The 19,922-nt window shown below is 54.8% G+C and carries 17 protein-coding genes and 1 pseudogene; 8 read left to right on the top strand and 10 right to left on the bottom strand.

Features of this window, described 5'->3' with window-relative positions; genetic code table 11:
- Window positions 1-101: 101 nt before the first annotated feature.
- Window positions 102-704 carry an outer membrane beta-barrel protein gene (locus V0R60_RS10365; RefSeq protein ID WP_136474956.1) on the bottom strand — a complete coding sequence of 201 codons (603 nt, stop codon included), beginning with the start codon at window positions 702-704 and terminating at the stop codon, window positions 102-104.
- Window positions 705-896: 192 nt separating this feature from the next.
- Between V0R60_RS10365 and V0R60_RS10360 the strand changes: the two genes are divergently transcribed.
- Window positions 897-1,598, top strand: coding sequence for a 4'-phosphopantetheinyl transferase family protein (locus V0R60_RS10360; RefSeq protein WP_330079622.1), 702 nt, complete (start codon window positions 897-899; stop codon window positions 1,596-1,598).
- Window positions 1,599-1,601: 3 nt separating this feature from the next.
- Here the strand turns inward: V0R60_RS10360 and fhuF are convergent, their stop codons facing one another.
- The 3 genes from fhuF to V0R60_RS10345 are packed head-to-tail and all read right to left on the bottom strand — an operon-like array spanning window position 1,602 to window position 4,482.
- On the bottom strand, window positions 1,602-2,150 hold the full coding sequence (gene fhuF / locus V0R60_RS10355) for a siderophore-iron reductase FhuF (RefSeq protein WP_330079621.1): 549 nt from the start codon (window positions 2,148-2,150) through the stop codon (window positions 1,602-1,604).
- Window positions 2,147-3,763, bottom strand: coding sequence for an ATP-binding protein (locus V0R60_RS10350; protein WP_330079620.1), 1,617 nt, complete (start codon window positions 3,761-3,763; stop codon window positions 2,147-2,149). Before V0R60_RS10350 ends, fhuF begins: the two co-directional genes overlap by 4 nt.
- Window positions 3,760-4,482, bottom strand: a complete 723-nt coding sequence (locus V0R60_RS10345) for a response regulator transcription factor (RefSeq protein ID WP_330079619.1) — start codon at window positions 4,480-4,482, stop codon at window positions 3,760-3,762. Before V0R60_RS10345 ends, V0R60_RS10350 begins: the two co-directional genes overlap by 4 nt.
- A gap of 764 nt (window positions 4,483-5,246) precedes the next feature.
- Between V0R60_RS10345 and V0R60_RS10340 the strand changes: the two genes are divergently transcribed.
- On the top strand, window positions 5,247-8,129 hold the full coding sequence (locus tag V0R60_RS10340; RefSeq protein ID WP_136474951.1) for a ribonucleoside-diphosphate reductase subunit alpha: 2,883 nt from the start codon (window positions 5,247-5,249) through the stop codon (window positions 8,127-8,129).
- 219 nt (window positions 8,130-8,348) lie between these two features.
- Entirely contained in the window at window positions 8,349-9,596 is a 1,248-nt protein-coding gene (locus tag V0R60_RS10335; RefSeq protein ID WP_045187463.1) for a ribonucleotide-diphosphate reductase subunit beta, read from the top strand.
- Window positions 9,597-9,773: 177 nt separating this feature from the next.
- Here the strand turns inward: V0R60_RS10335 and V0R60_RS10330 are convergent, their stop codons facing one another.
- Window positions 9,774-10,052, bottom strand: coding sequence for a helix-turn-helix domain-containing protein (locus V0R60_RS10330; protein ID WP_330079618.1), 279 nt, complete (start codon window positions 10,050-10,052; stop codon window positions 9,774-9,776).
- Window positions 10,053-10,193: 141 nt separating this feature from the next.
- Between V0R60_RS10330 and V0R60_RS10325 the strand changes: the two genes are divergently transcribed.
- The 4 genes from V0R60_RS10325 (at window position 10,194) to V0R60_RS10310 (ending at window position 14,830) form a co-directional block, all read left to right on the top strand.
- The gene (locus V0R60_RS10325) at window positions 10,194-10,679 is read left to right on the top strand and encodes a hypothetical protein (protein WP_330079617.1); all 486 of its coding nucleotides are present in this window, start codon (window positions 10,194-10,196) and stop codon (window positions 10,677-10,679) included.
- A 626-nt stretch (window positions 10,680-11,305) separates the two neighbouring features.
- On the top strand, window positions 11,306-12,571 hold the full coding sequence (locus tag V0R60_RS10320) for a nucleotidyltransferase domain-containing protein (RefSeq protein WP_330079616.1): 1,266 nt from the start codon (window positions 11,306-11,308) through the stop codon (window positions 12,569-12,571).
- Window positions 12,555-14,339 (top strand): HesA/MoeB/ThiF family protein, encoded by a 1,785-nt coding sequence (locus tag V0R60_RS10315; protein ID WP_330079615.1) that lies wholly within the window; start codon window positions 12,555-12,557, stop codon window positions 14,337-14,339. The genes V0R60_RS10320 and V0R60_RS10315 overlap by 17 nt, the downstream gene beginning before the upstream one ends.
- Entirely contained in the window at window positions 14,336-14,830 is a 495-nt protein-coding gene (locus tag V0R60_RS10310; protein ID WP_330079614.1) for a Mov34/MPN/PAD-1 family protein, read from the top strand. The genes V0R60_RS10315 and V0R60_RS10310 overlap by 4 nt, the downstream gene beginning before the upstream one ends.
- On the opposite strand, the gene V0R60_RS10305 is transcribed toward V0R60_RS10310, so the two are convergent.
- The 4 genes and pseudogenes from V0R60_RS10305 to V0R60_RS10290 form a co-directional block, all read right to left on the bottom strand.
- On the bottom strand, window positions 14,821-15,372 hold the full coding sequence (locus tag V0R60_RS10305; protein WP_330079613.1) for a 3'-5' exonuclease: 552 nt from the start codon (window positions 15,370-15,372) through the stop codon (window positions 14,821-14,823). The genes V0R60_RS10310 and V0R60_RS10305 overlap by 10 nt on opposite strands.
- 216 nt (window positions 15,373-15,588) lie before the next feature.
- Window positions 15,589-16,350: a hypothetical protein gene (locus V0R60_RS10300; protein WP_330079612.1), complete on the bottom strand. Its 762-nt coding sequence runs from the start codon at window positions 16,348-16,350 to the stop codon at window positions 15,589-15,591.
- Window positions 16,351-16,439: 89 nt separating this feature from the next.
- The gene (locus V0R60_RS10295) at window positions 16,440-16,643 is read right to left on the bottom strand and encodes an AbrB/MazE/SpoVT family DNA-binding domain-containing protein (protein WP_330079611.1); all 204 of its coding nucleotides are present in this window, start codon (window positions 16,641-16,643) and stop codon (window positions 16,440-16,442) included.
- A gap of 359 nt (window positions 16,644-17,002) precedes the next feature.
- Window positions 17,003-17,361 (bottom strand): annotated as a pseudogene (locus V0R60_RS10290) (histone-like nucleoid-structuring protein, MvaT/MvaU family).
- A 279-nt stretch (window positions 17,362-17,640) separates the two neighbouring features.
- On the opposite strand from V0R60_RS10290, the gene V0R60_RS10285 reads away from it, so the two are divergent.
- The gene (locus V0R60_RS10285; protein WP_330079610.1) at window positions 17,641-18,744 is read left to right on the top strand and encodes an SAVED domain-containing protein; all 1,104 of its coding nucleotides are present in this window, start codon (window positions 17,641-17,643) and stop codon (window positions 18,742-18,744) included.
- Between the two features lie 212 nt (window positions 18,745-18,956).
- Here the strand turns inward: V0R60_RS10285 and V0R60_RS10280 are convergent, their stop codons facing one another.
- Entirely contained in the window at window positions 18,957-19,865 is a 909-nt protein-coding gene (locus V0R60_RS10280; protein ID WP_330079609.1) for a hypothetical protein, read from the bottom strand.
- Window positions 19,866-19,922 lie beyond the last annotated feature (57 nt).

Genomic DNA, 19,922 nt, shown 5'->3' with positions numbered 1-19,922 from the left:
CCTACCCTTTCCTTAGTTCGTCACGCAGGCCTGGCCCCGTGCAGAATAACAGCGAACCGGCCATGCGCTTGCAGGCCGGTTCGAGCAATCCCTGGCGTGGGTCAGAACAAGTAGTTGGCCGAAAGGTAGGTTTGCGCGCTGCTGTCCAGGCGCAGGGTACCGACTTTCGGGCCGCCATGTTCGGCAAGCTCGGTGCTGGCATTGCTGCGCAGGTAACGGTAGCCCAGTTCAACCGACGCATTGTCGGAAACCTGCTGCAGCACGCCGGCTTGCAGGCCGATGGCATACCCGGTGTCGGTGTCGCGGCTGTAGCCGGAAGACTCCTGGCTGAGTTTGGTCAGGCCAGCGCTGGCACCGCCGAACAGCTTGGTGCTGGTGCCCAGTGGGTAGAACATGTCGTAGCTGCCCAAGAGGTTTTCCTGGCGCACCTTCAAGCCGCTGTGGTCGTTGGAAACGTTGTCGTAGGTGAGGTAGTAGCGACCCTGGTCGTTCATCTGGCCGACGCGTACGCCCCAGGTGCCGTCCTTGCTGATGATGCCGTCGGTGTTCAAGTGCTCGGTGTTGCTGCTGAGCAAACCGGATTTTTTGATTTTGTCGCTGGTCTGGCCGTAAGTGACACCGGCGAAAGTAGTGTCGGCTGCCTGGACTGCAGCGCTGGCGCTGAAAAAGGCTGCGGCGAGGAACAGAGTGTTGAGCGCTTTCATGAGAGTTACTCCTGGCGGTGTGCCGTTCAAGTGATGGCGCTAGGTTAAGAAACCCCTCCTGAACCGCTGCTGAACCCTGCCTGAACCTAGGCTGAACGACTCCCGTAGAATGAAAATACCCACGCCTCACACCGGGGTGCTCCCCCTGCACATCACTGGCAAGCGCTTGATCGCCGCGGCACAATAGCGGCCATGAACCGACTGCCCTCCTGTTGCACCGCTTTGCACCACCACTGGCCCTTGCCGCAGACAATTACCGGGGCAGAGCTGGTCAGCTGTGCCTTTGACCCTAGCTTGCTCGCCAGCGACGACTTCGCTCGCGCCGGCATCGAGCAGACGCCCAGCCTGCAACGTTCGGTCGCCAAGCGCCAAGCGGAGTACCTGGCTGGGCGGGTATGCGCCCGGGCAGCCCTGCAGTGCCTGGATGGTCGTCTGTATGTCCCCGGTACCCACGAGGATCGCTCCCCGATCTGGCCCGCCGGCATCAGTGGCTCGATCACCCACGGCAAAGGCTGGGCGGCGGCCGTGGTCGCGCGCAACAGCGACTGCCAGGGCATTGGACTGGATCAGGAAACCTTGCTCAGCCATGAACGCGCAGAGCGCCTGGCCCGGGAGATTCTTACCGAGGCCGAGCAGCAAAGAATGGATAGCGCGCAGACCGGACTCAGCGTGACCCTGACGTTTTCCCTCAAGGAAAGCCTGTTCAAGGCCCTTTACCCCATCGTGCAACAGCGCTTCTATTTCGAGCATGCCGAGGTGCTGGAATGGTCCGCTGACGGCCACGCACGCTTGCGCTTGCTCACTGACTTATCGCCGCAGTGGCACAGCGGCCGCGAACTTGCGGGACAGTTCTGTTTGCAGGATGACCAGTTGCTGACCCTGGTCAGCGTCTGAGGTTCAGGCAAGCAACGGGCAGTGCTGACAGTGGCCGACCCAATCCACCTTGTAGCTAAGGCAACAGGTGCGACGCTGGCGTTTACCTGAAGCACTCAGGCCCACCGCCGCATACAGCGGACTGTCGGCGCAGGTGAGCAAACGGGCCAAGTCGCCAACGTCCGATTCGACACCCTGCAATGCCTGATCCAGGCAATCGCCCGCGTTACCCCAGAGCACCGCCGGGGCAACCGCCCCCAAAGTCGCCAGACGCGACACCAGCGGTTGCAGGTGCTGTTGCAGCAGTGCATCCCGTCCTGCGCAATGCGCTGCGCTCCCCGTCAGCATGGTGGGCAGCCCACGAGCGTCCAGGATTACTTCGGTGGCAGCGAACACTGGCAATGATGCGCCGCCCAGCAGCAACTGCCAGACCGTTGCAAAGTAGTACTTGGACCACTGCGATACCAACACTGGCCGCTGGACTGGCATCAGTTCCGGGCCATACAGTTCAAGCAGCAGTGCGTCGAAACGAGATGGTTCAAACAGCTTGTGCAGCGGCTGGGCAGTACTCATTGCTGGCCCTGGCTACGCGGCCAGGTCAAGCTGAACCGGGCGCCCCCCAGTTGCTCACTATTACCCACCGAAGCCCGTCCGTTATGCCAATAGATAATCCGCCGCACGATTGATAAGCCCAGACCGTGCCCGCCTGAAGCCCGGGTTCGGCTGTCATCGAGTCGGGTGAAGGGCGTGAAGATGCGATCCCAGACTTCCTCTGGAACACCCGGGCCGTCATCCTCGACATCGATTCGGCAACGCTGCGTTCCCAACTGATAACTGAGGCTGACCTGGGACTCTGCGTGACGCATGGCATTGCTCACCAGGTTCTGTACGGCCCGTTGCAAATAGCGCGGCTCGGCTTCGACCCATGCCCCCTGCCCCTGCGCCTCTTGCTCATCGCCCAGGCACACGCCGCGCACAACCTTGACGTCGCTGCGCAGAGGCGCCAGCTCGGCTATTACCTGCTCGAACAGCGCATCCAGGTTGACCCGCTGAAAGTTCAGGGCCGGGGCGCCCTGCTCGAGGCGGGCGTAGGTGAGCATCTCGTCAACCAGCTTGTCGAGTTCCTGGATGTCCCCGTCCATGCCGCTCAAGTACTTTTCCCGCGCCTCGTCGTCGCGGGCGCTGGCGATCATTTCCAGGCCAAAGCGCAACCGTGCCACAGGCGTGCGCAACTCATGGGAAACAGCGCGTACCAGCTCCCGCTGGATGGCCAGCGAACGCTGCAGGTGTTCGGCCATGCCATTGAAAGCTGCGGCCAGGCGCCCGACAGAGTCGGCATCATCGGCAGCCACACGGGTAGACAAGCTGCCTTGGGCGATGCGCGTGGCGGCAGTCTCAAGATCGGAAAGGCGTCGCTCCAACTGTCGCACCAATAAATAGACGATCAAACCAATCAGGCACAGCCCAAGCACCGCAATCAACGCCAACAACTGCGGCGGATAAGGGTTCATCTGATACAGCGGGCCAATCTCCAGCACCCAGGGCGTACCGACCATGCCGGCAACTACGCGGATCGAGTCGCCATCCTTGCCCAGCGCCATCACCGTGTCGCCTTCATCGACACGTCGACGCTGGTCGTCGTCCATGTCCGTCTGCTCGATACGACGCAGGCTCAAGTCGAAGCCGAAACCTTTGTCTTGCTTGATCTGCGCCAGGCGCCGGGGCTGCTCACCAATGGGATAGCGCACCAGTTCATCGGCAAGCAGGTAGATCGTCGCTCGCGCCAACTGCTCGCTGATCTGCTCGACCTCGCCCACCAGCAGCAGGTCCTGCGTGCCGACCTGGCGCATGACCCTGGCCGCATGCGGGCCGGTCTTCTCTACCAGCACCTGGCCGCGATTCAACTTGCTGCGCTGGCTGCCATCCAGACCTGCGGCAGACGACGACTGCAGGTCCAGCGGAATGCCCAGCAAGCGCTCCCAGATCAGCAGATTGCGCTTGCGCTCCACTTCACCAAGCGGCGCCAGGTTGTCGGCCATCAAGGTGAAGGTGCCGTGGGCCAGACGCTCACGGTACTGACCGGCTCGAACCTCGTTGAGCAAGTGCACACTCAGCACCCCAAGCACCGCGACCAGCACCAGGGCGGCGAGCATACCGCCATAGATACGCAGGAAAATCGAATTCATCGCGGCTGGCCCATCGCCTCTGCCGCCTCGCGCACGAATAGATAGCCTTTGCTGCGGATGGTCTTGATCATTCGCGGGTGCTCAGGGTCGTCGCCGATTTTGGGGCGGATTCTGGAAATACGCACATCGATGGAGCGATCCTGGCCGTCATACCCGACGCCACGCAACGAGGTGAAAATTTCTTCCCGGGACAACGTGCGCCCGGCGTTGCTGACCAACAGCCAGAGCAAATCGAATTCCGCGCTGGTCAGCTCGATACCGTTGTCCTGCAGCCAGGCCTCGCGCAGCACGTTATCGACCCGCAGCGGCCCGAACTGCAGACACTGCACCGGCTCGTTCTCGGCAGGCTCGCTGCGGCGCAGCAACGCGTTGATGCGCGCCAGCAACAAGCGCGGCCGAACCGGCTTGCAAACATAGTCGTCGGCGCCCAGATCCAGGCCTTGAACCTGGTCCAGGTCGTCGCTGCGAGCGGTAAGCATGAGAATCGGCCCGGCAAATTGCTGGCGAACCTTGCGGCAGATGCTCAGGCCGTCCTCACCGGGCAGCATAAGGTCGAGAATCACCAGGTCCGGTTGCTCGGCGATTATCCGCGCCGCGGCCTTGGCGCCATCACCTTCAACCTCGACTTCAAAGCCGTTGGCCTGCAGGTACTCGCGTGTCAGGTCAGCCAACCGCTGGTCATCCTCGACAATCAATACCTGGCTGCGCTGCTGCTCCACGGTCCACCTCGACAGCTCGTTGTTATGAACTTGTTGTTATGTGCCTTGGGTACTGGCGTCCCAAAAAGGCATGATCGGCACCGGATACTACGGAAGGCACCGACGCCTGCCAACCGCCGCGTTGGTCGCTCGGAAGTGCCCGGAAATTGTGGTAGGGTGCGCGCCCTAAAATTTGTACCGGGATAACGACAGCCGGTTAAAAAAAGGGTGACGAGCGGCCATCTGGCGCTAAGACGCGGCCTACAAGGCTTTAGGCAAAATCACTCACAAACTACGCACAAGTTATCCACAGAGCATGACCTTGCAATACCCCTTGGACCGCATTATCTTGTATCCCCATCGAAACAAAACACTACATCTTGGGTTTTGAAGCGATTCCCAAGCACAAGTCAAGCAAAGAACTCAAGCCCTGATGCAGTGCTTTTTTGCTTGAACTTAAAACGTAATCAGTAGCCAAACCGCTCCGGCGCAGGCGTCCGTTGCAAACCCTTGGAGGGTGTTGTTTCGGGTACGGGTGTTGCAAGCCATAGGCACACCTTACAGCAACAGTTTTGAGCGAGACTCAAAACCTTTGACTTCGGCCAGGGAGCGGCAAGTAATTGCCCCTTATTTCCTGATCTGTCCCGAAGTGAGTATGCCCGACCTGTTCGGCATGCCGGAGCGTCGTGTTCCTGCGTGTCATCAGGGTCGGTTGTTGGGCTTTCGGACGGAACGGTTGGCGCTTACAAAGCGCCTAAATAAACATAGAGAATGTGGAGACACCCATGCAAACCGACACAACTCGCGAGAACCCGCAGGCCAAGGCGCCGCAGGCTGCCGATTCGAACCAGGATCTGGCTGCTACCGCCCCAGGCCAACTGCGTGTGATCAAGCGCAATGGCACTGTCGTCGCCTACACCGACGACAAGATCACCGTGGCTATCACCAAGGCGTTCCTTGCAGTTGAAGGTGGCACCGCTGCTGCCTCGTCGCGTATCCATGACACCGTTGCCCGTCTGACCGAACAGGTCACTGCTACGTTCAAACGCCGCATGCCCTCGGGCGGCACCATCCACATCGAAGAAATCCAGGACCAGGTAGAACTGGCCCTGATGCGTGCCGGCGAGCAGAAAGTTGCCCGCGACTACGTGATCTACCGCGATCAGCGCGCCAAAGAGCGTGCTACCCGTAGCCACGCCGAAGACAGCACCGTTCAGCCGCACCCAAGCATCCGTATCACCCTGGCTGACGGCAGCCTGGCGCCGCTGGACATGAACCGTCTGAACACCATCATCTCCGAGGCCTGCGAAGGTCTGGCCGAAGTCGATGGCGACCTTATCCAGCGCGAAACGCTGAAGAACCTCTACGACGGCGTGGCCATCAAGGACGTCAACACCGCCCTGGTAATGACCGCCCGTACCCTGGTCGAGCGCGAGCCGAACTACTCGTTCGTCACCGCCCGCCTGCTGATGGACACCCTGCGTGCCGAAGGCCTGGGTTTCCTCGGCGTTGCCGACAGCGCTACTCACCACGAAATGGCCAACCTGTACGCCAAGGCCCTGCCGGCCTACATTGCCAAAGGCGTCGAGTTCGAGCTGCTCAATCCGGCCCTGGCCGACTTCGACCTGGAACAACTGGGCAAGGCGATCAACCACGAGCGCGACCAGCAGTTCACCTACCTGGGCCTGCAGACCCTGTACGATCGTTACTTCATCCACAAGGATGGCGTACGTTTCGAGCTGCCTCAGGTGTTCTTCATGCGTGTGGCCATGGGCCTGGCGCTGGAAGAGAAAAACAAAGAAGCCCGTGCCATCGAGTTCTACAACCTGTTGTCGTCCTTCGACTACATGGCTTCGACCCCGACCCTGTTCAACGCTGGCACCCAGCGTCCTCAGCTGTCGAGCTGCTACCTGACTACCGTGCCGGACGACCTCTCGGGCATCTACCATGCGATCCACGACAACGCCATGCTGTCGAAATTCGCCGGTGGCCTGGGCAACGACTGGACCCCTGTGCGTGCACTGGGCTCCTATATCAAGGGCACCAACGGTAAATCCCAGGGCGTCGTTCCGTTCCTGAAAGTGGTCAACGACACAGCTGTTGCGGTAAACCAGGGCGGCAAGCGCAAAGGCGCTGTCTGTGCCTACCTGGAAACCTGGCACCTGGACATCGAAGAATTCATCGAACTGCGCAAGAACACCGGTGATGATCGTCGTCGTACCCACGACATGAACACCGCCAACTGGATCCCTGACCTGTTCATGAAGCGCGTCTTCGATGACGGCAAATGGACCCTGTTCTCGCCAAACGAAGTACCCGACCTGCACGATCTGACCGGCAAGGCCTTCGAAGAGCGCTACGAGTACTACGAAGCCCTGACCGAATACAACAAGATCAAGGTATTCAAGACCATTCAGGCCAAAGACCTGTGGCGCAAGATGCTCTCGATGCTGTTCGAAACCGGCCACCCATGGTTGACCTTCAAGGACCCATGCAACCTGCGTTCGCCACAGCAGCACGTGGGCGTGGTCCACAGCTCGAACCTGTGCACCGAAATCACCTTGAACACCAACAAGGACGAAATCGCCGTCTGCAACCTGGGCTCGATCAACCTGCCGAACCACATCGTCGACGGCAAGCTCGACACCGCCAAGCTGCAACGTACCGTGAACACGGCCGTGCGCATGCTCGACAACGTGATCGACATCAACTACTACTCGGTGCCGCAAGCGCGTAACTCGAACCTCAAGCACCGTCCAGTGGGCCTGGGCATCATGGGCTTCCAGGACGCGCTGTACCTGCAGCACATTGCCTACGGTTCCGACGCTGCCGTCGAATTCGCCGACAAGTCGATGGAAGCGGTCAGCTACTTCGCGATCCAGGCATCCTGCGACCTGGCCGACGAGCGCGGCTCGTACGAGACTTTCCAGGGCTCGCTATGGTCCAAAGGCGTCCTGCCGCTGGATTCGCAACAGATCCTGATCGAAGCCCGTGGCCAGAAGTACATCGACGTCGACCTGAACGAAACCCTGGACTGGGCACCGGTACGGGCGCGTGTTCAGAAAGGTATTCGTAACTCGAACATCATGGCCATTGCGCCGACCGCGACCATCGCCAACATTACTGGCGTATCGCAGTCGATCGAGCCGACCTACCAGAACCTGTACGTGAAATCGAACCTGTCGGGCGAATTCACCGTAATCAACCCGTACCTGGTTCGCGACCTCAAGGCCCGCGGTCTGTGGGACTCGGTCATGATCAACGACCTGAAGTACTACGATGGTTCGGTACAGCAGATCGAGCGCATTCCACAGGAACTCAAAGACCTGTACGCCACGGCGTTCGAAGTGGAAACCAAGTGGATCGTCGATGCCGCCAGCCGCCGTCAGAAGTGGATCGACCAGGCTCAATCGCTGAACCTGTACATCGCCGGTGCTTCGGGCAAGAAACTGGACGTCACCTACCGCATGGCCTGGTACCGTGGTCTGAAAACCACCTACTACCTCCGTGCCCTGGCTGCGACCAGCACCGAGAAGTCGACCATCAACACCGGCAAGCTCAACGCGGTATCCAGCGGTGGCGACAGCGCCCCGATCCAGGCAGCCGGCCCTGCACCAGTGCCGAAGGCTTGCGCTATCGACGAGCCGGATTGCGAAGCCTGCCAGTAACGCCACACCCCCTGTGGGAGCGGGCTTGCCCCGCGAAAGCGGCCAAAGCCACTCCCACAGCAGCCTAATAGAAGGTCAGGGACAACCCTGGCCTCCTCCGAGGAGCCAAGCTCCCGGAAGCATTCCAAGTTTTTGCGTGCACAGCAGTACTCAACCGCAAGCAACGCAACCAAGATCCACCGGCCATACTGAACATGGCCCTCAAGCAGGAGACCCACCATGCTGAGCTGGGACGAATTCGACAAAGACGAAGGCGAAGAAGCCGCCAAAGGCGCAACCGCCACTCAAGCTGCTGCCGCAGGCATCGACAAGCTCGATAACGCTGGCGGTGTTGCCGCGTTGGAAGCCCGCGCCGTGACTGCCGATGACTCGGAAGCCGTCAAGCGTGCCAAGGCTGCCCTGGACCAACTCGACATCGCCGAAGGCCTGGCTGAGCTGGAAGGCTCCGCTGCCCGTGTTGCGGTTGACGAAAAGCGCATGATCAACTGCCGCGCCGACCTCAACCAACTGGTGCCATTCAAGTACGACTGGGCCTGGCAGAAGTACCTGGACGGTTGCGCCAACCACTGGATGCCGCAAGAGGTCAACATGACCGCGGACATCGCCCTGTGGAAAAACCCGGAAGGCCTGACCGACGACGAGCGTCGCATCGTCATGCGTAACCTGGGCTTCTTCTCCACGGCCGATTCCCTGGTTGCCAACAACCTGGCGCTGGCCGTGTACCGCCTGATCACCAACCCCGAATGCCGCCAGTACATCCTGCGCCAGGCGTTCGAAGAGGCGATCCACACCCACGCCTACCAGTACTGCATCGAGTCGCTGGGCATGGATGAAGGCGAGATCTTCAACATGTACCACGAGATCCCGTCGGTTGCGAAGAAAGCCGCCTGGGGCCTGAGCTACACCCGCGCGATCTCCGACCCGGAATTCAACACCGGTACCGTCGAAACCGACAAAGAACTGCTGCGCAACCTGATCGCCTACTACTGCGTTCTGGAAGGCATCTTCTTCTACTGCGGCTTCACTCAGATCCTGTCCATGGGTCGTCGCAACAAGATGACTGGCGTTGCCGAGCAGTTCCAGTACATCCTGCGTGACGAGTCCATGCACTTGAACTTCGGTATCGACGTGATCAACCAGATCAAGATCGAAAACCCACACCTGTGGGATGCCGAAATGAAAGAAGAAGCCTCGCAAATGATCCTGCAAGGCACCCAGTTGGAAATCGAATACGCTCGCGACACCATGCCGCGCGGCGTACTGGGCATGAACGCAGCGATGATGGAGGACTACCTCAAGTTCATCGCTAACCGTCGCCTGTCGCAGATCGGTTTGAAAGAAGAATACCCAGGTACCACCAACCCGTTCCCATGGATGAGCGAGATCATGGACTTGAAGAAAGAGAAGAACTTCTTCGAGACTCGGGTTATCGAGTATCAAACGGGTGGCGCGTTGAGCTGGGATTGATGCCTTGCTCCTTCACTTTTCACGATGACTGAGACTTTTTTCAGAAATCTGAGACTGACCGCACTAATGCAGTGCATGACATGAAAAAAGCCACCTAAGCCGCGAGGGCAAAGGTGGCTTTTTTGCATATAGCGCGATAAGTATCCGCACCGGCCGCTGGCAAACCCTGCTGTATGGCTAGAGACCCACCCGCTTCAGCGCTTTGATCTCATCCCGTATTTCATTGAGAAGCGCCTCTTCATCACCTTCTAGGCCGACCTGCATCAAGACAATCAAAGTCGCAGGATTCACCCCTAATCGCTCCGCAAATTCTTCCATTTTTTCGATCGTAGGGCTGCGAATGCCACGTTCAACTGTGGAAACGAAGGACTGGCTCGCCCCCAGCTGCTCTTGTGCGATCTCCTTTCGGACCCGAACCTCCTTAAGCGCGGAGCCAAAAGCCAACTTACGTTCCATCTGCTTACTCACAAAAGGAACGATAAAGCCCTGATATGGACTCAAGTGCTATGCTGCATACAGCATATGTGAGAAAATCCGTTACCCCCAATTAATCAGTACCACCCCACTCCGTCACAGTTCTAAACGAGGCTCCAGACCGTGTTTGTTTCAGACCCCCAGGAAGAGGTCATCACTCTTATTGGCAAAGTCGACCCGAGTTATAAAAGCTGGCCCAGGGTTGATACTAGCGAGACATTCTTCCACGTCCACACTAAACAGCGAGGGGAATCCAGGCTCACTTTCGGCGTAGTACTGCTCGCAACACCGCGAGCACTTCTGGATTTTCTGGAATGCTGTCAGCGAGATGAGCAAATACGAATTGAACAGATTGCCTTATCAACCCCTCCTCACGCTAACCAGACCAAGCATTGGCGCACCGAAGCACTCATCAAGCTCGAGGTAAGCTTCGATGACAACGGGGTGCCAAACTCGATCATCTACCACACGGCAGATGACGCCTATTACGAAGATCGCGTCTTTGGGAAAGATAAGGGTCAAGATCTGCGTAAATTGCAGACAATATACAAAGCACGTAGCACACGACGGACTAGCCCGGGCAAATCCAATACCTTGCTAGGCGCCTGACCAGACACTTAATGCCCTCGCCGCCCCTTACGCACTGGAGCGTGAGAGTAACGAATTTAGTGGCCTCAATCTGATCCATCCCGATCGGGCGCGACTCATTTAGTCGCGTTCAGTTCAAGGGGTACGACCCACAGTTTAATTACGCACCGTAAAATATAGGTTTTGTTTCAAAAGTTACATAAGATGAAACGTTTAATCCCACCAACCTTTAACTTTGACTTCAACTAGTAAACGTGATTAAATCGAAACATAAAACCCTCTTCAGATAATATTTTTTTCCAAGACCGAGTTGATGGCCGCAAGGATTTTGACACCCGTAAAAGTCAAAAAAACGCCGCCACGTTAGCTGGGAATGGTGAACGCAGAATCAATGGTTCTCGACCACCTCCTATAAGAACTTAGTATCTACAGCGTGGTCATAGCATTGCGCTTACATGTAAGACTTACTGAAAATCTTGACTAATCACTTTCAGAAAGTTTGTACGACGTCTGCGCCCCACGGCTCAGGCTAGATGCCCTAGTGCTATACGAAACCAGAATAGACATGCCTTTCAAACTGACTCACGTCAGCACGAGGCGATATCTATTCGTCTTAAAAAATGGCTCCCTCTCTGACGAGGCTTGATATGACTATTCAAGATGAACAAACCAGACGTCTCAGCTGGGAGCACCTGCTCCTCCGTGCCGCTCGCGATATTTCGCTGACTAAAAGTCAGTACGAAATTATCGACAGCCGATACAACCAGTTGGAAAAAATTCTTTCGGCATCAACCGATCCATTGCTTGCTGAGGCCCATATTTTCCCGCAAGGCTCGATGCGCCTAAAAACGACTATCAACCCTGTCGATGATGCGCCTGAAGACCTCGGCACCATTGATGCCGACGCAATTGTCTGGCTACCCAATGCGGGTGGCGCAGATGCTACTGCCGTACTGGATGCAATTGAAAAACGCTTTACTGAAGGTACTCGAGTCACAGCGAAAATCGTACAGCTCCGCCGCGGCATTCGTATCGTATACGCTGACGAGAATCCAGGCTTTCACATCGACGTCACCCCGGCACGCGCGATTAATGGAAATCGCGAAACCAAGGGTGAAGGCAAGCTGGAGGTGCCCGATCGTGAAATGGGATGGAAGCCCAGCAGCCCCATTCCATACGCAAACTGGCTTAATGCCGCGTCTGACGAACACATTTTGCTCAAATCGTTTGAAGGATTTGAAGCGTTCGCCATGGACAGTCGCGACCTGGTCGTAGGTTCCGCAACCCAAGATCCACTTCCAACCTACCAAGATTACGACGACAACGACCCATTGCGCGCGACGATCAAACTGCTGAAACGGCACCGAGATGAGTGGGCGATTGAGACGAGGAGTGAAAGCCACCGCCCGATCTCAGCAGTAATCACCACGCTCGCTACACATGCCTACTTGCAAGTGGTGCAAGAATCCCGTTTCTCGCCACTCCGCCCACTTGACGCGATTATCAAGATCGTGGAAAAAATGCCGAGTTTCGTTTCACAGGTGTTCGGACAGTACCAGGTCTTGAACCCCAAAGATTCAGGTGAGAACTTCGCCGAAAAATGGAACCGCCTAGACGAGGGTGCAAAATACCGCCAAGCGTTTTACAACTGGCACGCAAGCGCGACCGTTTCGATTATGCTGGGGCTGAGAACCCATGAGTCTGAAGAGGCTTTCGCTCGAGCAATGGATTCAAGCTTTGGTATCGGCAAGAAACTGATCAACGAAGCCAATCGTGAGATTCCAAAAAATTGGACTCTGCCCGGGCGCAAGGAGGGCATCACGCAGAACTCGGTTGCTCTGACCGCCCTCACTGGCATTGCAATCAGCAGTAAACCTCAAGCGAGTGTGAAGCCCGTTGAACGCCTTGGTTGATGCAACTCATAGCCCGGAGGTTGAGCGCGGTATTTCCGCGCTCAACGAGCTTTTGGGAACGGAAGCTGCTGCCCTTCTAACTCCCGCAAAAACTCGGGATGGTGAAGTCGTCTGTTTTTCCTTCCCTATTCCGTCTGATTACACCGGCAAACCTAGAACATTGCGCATCGCGTTTCCGCGCGATTTCCCACGCGCGTCGCTCAGACTCAATGTAGAGCCCTCCCCTTGGCTTGAGTGGCCCCACGCCATGAAATCAGGGCTATGCCTGCATGGGTTTCGTGAAAAACCTATTACTGGCACGCCAGAGACGGTTGTGCAGGATAGCCTCTCACGCTTTAGCACAATCCTAAATTTCGTCACAGAGGGTTCAGATCCCGAAATACGCGATGCCGAGTTTCGCAGTGAAATCACCAGCTACTGGAACACGCAGCTTGGCGTCTCTCCCCAGGATCTGTTGCTTTTGGAGCGCCCGAAATCAGGCTCCGAGCTTTATGCGACTAGCGACCCTCGGCCATCGCGACGGAATCACACTGCATGGCTCGCGACCAGCATTGAATCGCTAAGAATCCATTTCAGACGCATCGCTGGGTTTAACGCAAAAATTCGGTCACCTGCGGTACCTGGTTTCTACCTAAAGCTGCAGACATTCCCTAGCGTGCGCATCCCTGACGCTGACCGTCTAATTGAATGGTTAACGCCACATCTCAGCCCAGACGATTGCAAGAAATTTCTGGCTTGGTTCTCAGGCCATGGATCCTTGGCAAACCGCTGGATCGTATTGGAATTGCCGGGCCCAGACGTCTCTCCGGTTTATTGCCTAGACGTTCGCTCTTACAGCAAGCAGCCGGACCACGGTCGTTGGTATGGGTTCCGATCGGCACGTCGATGGTCAGGAAAGAATCAGCCAAATCATGTTCCCGTTCTTGTACGCGGGACCATCATTAACATTCTTGACCGGAACGAAGTTCTGTCACGCGATCTCAGCGGCACCGCAGTAGAGCTAGAAAAGGCTCGCGTCGTAATGGTTGGCATTGGATCACTTGGCAGCACCATTGCCCAACAGCTGGCAAGATCAGGTATCGGCGAGATTGTTCTGATCGACCCTGATGTCCTCGAGTCTGCAAACCTAGGACGCCATGTACTCGGCGCCGATGATCTTGGGAAATGGAAAGCCATTGCGCTTGCCGAAAAAATTACTCGCGACCTACCGACCGTTAAGGCCATCCCATACGTGGACTTCGCGGAAAGGCTGCTTATCTCGAAGCCAGGGCTGTTCGAAAATTCCGACTTAGTCATCGTCACTACTGCCGACTGGTCATCCGAGGCTGCGTTGTGGCGAAGGAAATCTGCCGGCACTCAATGGGGATTACTGCAGGCTTGGAGTGAACCCCACACCCTGATTGGCCATGCCTTGCTGGCTCCCGCAGGCGAATATGATGGACGCCACCTCTTCGATGACAGTGGTAATTTCAACTTTAAATACACCGAATGGCTAAAGGGTGACGGCGTCATTGCTATCCCGTCCTGTGGCCAAAGCTTCATCCCCGGAGGAGCTTCAGGCATGGCGAACGTGGCGTCCATGGTAGTACAAACGGCCTTGAGGTCATTGACCGCACAACTCAATGAGCAGGCATGGATTACGACGATCTATAGGCCACAAGATGCTGCCAATCGCGGAGGCATCTACAAAGGTCCCAAACTTGAAAATGGGGTCCAACATATTGTCTTGGAGCGAGAATGGCCGACGCCTGAAGGTGGAGAGGCATGACTACAATTGCATGGAACTGGTGGTGGCCTGAAATCAACAGCTGTTTGTCTGTCTCCCGAAGCGTAGCCAGTGTCTTTGATCAGCACCGACAATGCTTGTGGCGCTCTGAGCGAGGTGGCCAGTTGTTTGTAGATCTTTCGAATCCGAATGGACTGATCATGACATTGGCCACACCTCCTCACCCAAAAGATCGAGCAGGAAGGATATGGTTGGAGCTCGATGGCGAACGCTGCCAACGAGAGATTGAATCAGCCAATGCCAAAGGGCTTCGGCTTGTGGGCTATTGGCACACTCACCCACAAACCATCCCAGCAATCTCTCCGACGGACATGACTAGCTTCTCAAAATTCGCAAGACAATATTCCAATGAGCTGCCCCACCCGATTGCTGTCATCGTCGGCCAGTCAACCGAACCTAACGGCATCAAAGCCTGGTCATTCAGAAATGGGACATGCCTCGAGGCAACGATAAGCAGCGCTAATCATTCCTGAGCAGCCCTACGACGCAGCATCAAGTCGAACAGCTCTGCCTGAAAGCGGGCGTCATCCAGAGCGTTGTGGGTAGCAGAACTTCGCGGCTGCAGCTTTGCGGCCATATGCGAAGACTTAGTCTGCCTCCACTCAAGATTGAAAGCCCCCATGTAAAAAGCCTTGATATCAAGCGCTGCAAAGCCAAAAGGGTTTTCGCCCAAGTATTTGTGAAAGTAAAAATTCACAAACGACCAGTCAAAGGGTGCATTCAACCCTACAAAAATCGCCTTTTGGCCACCAACGCTGACCTGCGAGACCCACTCAGCAAACTTCCGCATCGCATCGCATGGCGGGAGCCCTGTTTTAGCTAACTCACCAAGATCGAACCCCGTTACACTAAGGGATTCGGGATCGTGCTTTGGGCTATCCGGTTTTAGCTCTATATAAATCGCTTGCTCTGCCTGCCCCACTACACAGGCACCTAGAGATAGCATACTGAACTCACCAGGAATTGGGCCGGATGCTTCAATATCAACAGAGATGTAAAGCTCCTCGCTGCTCATTAGCTTCCTCCTGACGTCAAAAGTAGATGTATAGAGTAGAAAGGATACCAGAGTATAGCTATCGATAGTGGCAATTTAAGTAACAATGCAAATCGCACCTCGCCCAAGCAACCCTGAAACCAATGCCGCCCACGGCCTTATAAATCAAGAGCCTCACTACGGCTGTAATCGATTATCGAATGCTTAACCGTCCACCCCATAGTTTTTTAAGTGAGATTAGTCAGGAAATAGCTTCTCGCCAGCGGAAGATAGTGGATCACCAATCAAGCCTTTAAAATTATCTTTCGTATCAGGAGGGATCATTAAATCTAGTACCTCGACACTATCCAGATCATATGTAAACAGCTCAATTATCTCGCTAGGTACGGCTCCTAACTCGTCATTTATTGCATACCGAACATGCCCGACGCACCCGACTCCAAGCCCCTGAAATCCAGCAATCTCTTTGAAGTGCTTCACAATATGATGATCTGGCGCACCGTCTCGCCGCAACCCCAAAGATTCCGAATAGTTGACTGAAAAAGCCCCGCCATTCCGCTCATACCTAACAAATGAATCTGCAGGGTTAAAGCTATCAGGAAACCTCAGCACTTCAAGATCGCTTGACAACTTCACTTTAATCAAGAACCGTACCGCAGTAGTTCCCATATCACGATAGCAGTACTCTGCAGCATAAAATGCACTCTGCGACAACCATAGGCTACCTTGCTTCGCTATAAGGGCTTTGACATCCGAGATCGAAGACCTAGAGCGCAACCCAGAATAAAGTACTGTCCCAGCTTTTACCGTTGAACTCACAACACCCACGTCGTTCCAAACTGCCGCCAACGCTTTATTGGTTTCCGAAAAATCCTGCTTAGACTCCGTCTTCTCCTCTACTTCTTTCCCCACATTTTTTTCAACCGATGCACTCCGCAAGGTGTCGTCAGCAACAGGCTCGCTGGACGACCGCCTCAATAACCAGTTTAGAAAACCCATCACCTGCCCCCTCACAACACAACCCGAAAAATTAACTAAATTAGAGCATACTGCAGACAGCTACCGGCACATCACTCCAAAAAAACCGCTCAGGAACTGAAGGGCTCATCCATACGATCGGGCACCTTCGGAGTTTTAGAAAGCACCAAACAGCGACTATTACCAAGAAACTCTTCTATCAAGCAAAGGGAGTCACCAACGTCAAGCCCAAGCTCCTGCAAGGCAACGTCCGGGATCCGGACTGCACCGTCTCCATCCCAATCCTCTATTACGATTTTGTATGCTGTGCTCATAGCTTTTCCTATTAATGTGGCTATAAGAGGGCTTGCACCCCCAACGTTTGCATTGCGATTAATGCAGTAAGCTTGACACGCCGCACATGCGGCAGGCCGGTCAGCTGGCTTGCTTGGAGCCCCAATTACTACCCAAAAGGACAAAGGTTTCAGAAGTCCTTCAGCCTCGTGAGCCAGAAAAAGCGCGAGGGAACGATCTTTTGAGGCCCCTCGCTTGCACCTTTCAGCCGCAGTCAAGTAGTCGCTGTCCGTCGTTATTACTCCCGCTCTTTCGAGACTGAGCAGTACTAGGTTGATAATTTCGCCCTCTCCACCACAAAGGCTGCCAAGTAATCAAATGGCGAATCAGCGTGAAGAGCTTAGGAAAGCCAAGATTCTACAGTGTCTGCCCCATACTTTGCTTTCCACTCTTTAAGAGTCCGATGGTTGCCACCTTTAGTCTCAACCCCCTCCCCGGCATGGGGATTCTTAAACACCTTCATCAGCCGCGGCTTCCTAGCATCATTCGTTGGACGGGTTGCAATATCTGAGCAAATACTGGGATCTAGGATCGCAATCTCATCACGCAAGCTGTAACCGTACTCCCCAAGAAGTGCATGAAGCTTTCCTTCAAACTCAATTTCCTGCTTCTACGCACCGTCATTTTTAAGTTTTCTAGCTCTGCCAACTGAGCAGGGAACTTCTGCTCAAGCGCACGGAATTCAGCGAGTCTGGACATGGCACATACCTATATTAATTAGTTTATTAACATTCAATAATTATCTTACTTAGCATTTCAACCTAACCTATTCCTTACGTAACACGTCAGCAATGTTCCCGTCATTTTTATTATTCACCTTGAGGTAGCCGACTACTAGCATCCCACGCCTTCCTCCTTCCGCTGTTACGATAAATATTCAAATCATGGTGGCATTCTTCGGTGCCTTCCGCGATTATTCTCGACGAGGCCGTGCTGCAATATTTTCACATCGACTAGCTCAAATTTTTGGATTTCAGGATGCTTAAGGAAGAATTACTAAGCTGGGGACGAAAAATCGTCGACTGGTTCGTTCGCCCCAAGAACATTGGCATCTGTCTGATCCGCTATGGCACGGTGGTTATGGGCGCCTCCCTCGCTGGTGGCTTGGCCGGGACAATCAGGTACATCAGCGCATCAACCCAACTGCAGGCAAACATCGATACCACAGGAGGACCTGCCGCCTGGATGGCCGTCGCCGCTTTCGTCGTGGGTGTGCTGATGGTCATTGTAGGAGTTCTACTCAACCTTCAAGACCGTAAACAGCTAGCCCGCCAACGGGTGCTTCTGCTTGAGCAAAAAGGGTTGTTCAAGATTGATAGCCCCTTGGATGCTGCAGTGAAAAGTACAGTCGGAGGCACAGTTGACACCATCCTCGTCGATATTCGTGAGGGGATTACGGAAGGGCGCATATCGCACCCAGAAACTGCCCTACAAAAGGTGGTGGACGGCAGAGGTGACCTGGTTCGCCGCCTTGATGGGCAGAATAAAAACGATATCCAAATCGCCTACGGCGGGCTCATGCCCGTGCCGTTTACATTCCTCACTGGATGCTTGGTGGATGATGAAGGGGGTGGGATAAAGGTCTTTGACTGGGACCGCCTGGGTGCAGGCCAGTGGCGTCTGATTCAAAGCGGTATTGATGATGGTCAGCGCCTGCAAACCGTGGCTGCGCTTGCTGCCCCTGCCGAGGAAGCCGTGCTCGCACTTTCAATATCCTATCCGGTTGACGAACCTGCGATAGCTACCACTTTCCCAGATTTGCCAATCATGCACATGAAAATGGGTGAGCTATCGTCCAATGCTCACTGGTCAGTGGAAAAGCAAAGCGCCCTTGCTGAGCAATTCCTACAAGCGCTGAAGGGACTCGCCGGTCAAGGGGTGAAAACCATTCACTTGGTTATCGCTGCGCCGAACAGTGTGGTCTTCAATCTTGGGCGCATTTACGACAGAAGACTTTTGCCAGCCGCTATTATTTACCAGTACGAACGCTCATGCACCCCACCCTATCCATGGGGTGTCACTATCCCTTCCCACAGTCAAAATCAGCCAGCAATCGTGCACACCCCCTGCCACGTCGATTAACCTCAGAAGCAAAAACAAAGAGTTCGACACTGCAACAAGCCTGAGGCGTCATTAAGCTGATATTGATCGATGCTGTGCCAACCCCATAACGCATCGGGGTTGGCTTACGGTCAACTTGTAGTGATATCTCCCTGGCTGTAGGCGAGCACTCTCCCTGTAAAAGAAGTACTAGATTGACTTGCATAGTCCTATAGACGAGCCAACCCATGCTTTCATTTCCGATCCTTTTCCACGATCAAGTGATCATTCGGCACATCCACTTGCCTCTTCGATTGACCATCTTTGAACGTAATGACAGTGCTGTTTCCAAAACCCTGAAACTCAACTACAACACCGGAAAATGCTTTGTAGCCTTCTACTGGTTTTGCCTTAACTTCGAGCAAGTTTGAAGGAAGCAGTTCTGAGTAGGGAGCCTTTAGATAAACCTCCGATTTTTCTACACGCACTTGGGCAAGACGCATCGCAGCATCAGCAAGCTGACCGGTTACTCCACTGGTCACCAGTGGGGTGAAAATCAAGGCACAAACCAAAGAAATATAAATATTTTTTAGTTTACCAACCCTACCCATTCGGACTAGCTCTTCTTTTTCTTTGGTATCGATCGGACTATTTAGTACCCGCCCCAAACTTCGGTACTCCGCCTCTATTGCCTTGACCCCAGAATAAAGCAAGTACATCAACACTGACAAGCAAGACAAACTTAGATACGCCATCGGATCTTTTTCACCGAACGCCCAGATGAATGCAACAGCAGGCATAGCAAAAAACAATGACATGACGTGAAAGTTAACCAATTTTAGTTTTACTGATTTCATCTCCGAATTGAACAGTGACGCAATCCAGATAAACGCCTTGCATGCCAGTTTTATCGGAAACGAGAAAGCCACACCCAAAGATGTTAGAGACGCTGAAAACAGCGCATAGACCATACCGAAGCATCCGGCGGTCAGCAAAAACAGCAGCCCGTCACCTAGCGTTAACCCTTTTGGAAAGTGCCCAATCCGCAGCGCATAAAAAATCACGCAGACACTGCCAATAGCAATACTACACTTTAACGCACTACCACCCAGCTTAAGGACAACATCAAAAATCGCCCCAATTGTAGAAAACAGACTATTCATTAAAACTTCCATTTAATTGAAAAAACATTACCTCTACCTCTATTGGGATGTCCCGAA

The organism is Pseudomonas auratipiscis, assembly GCF_036324085.1.
In the GTDB taxonomy this organism is placed as follows: Bacteria; Pseudomonadota; Gammaproteobacteria; order Pseudomonadales; family Pseudomonadaceae; genus Aquipseudomonas; species Aquipseudomonas auratipiscis.
The sequence above is the reverse complement of the archived record's forward strand: the minus strand, read 5'-3'. Positions and strand labels throughout refer to the sequence as shown.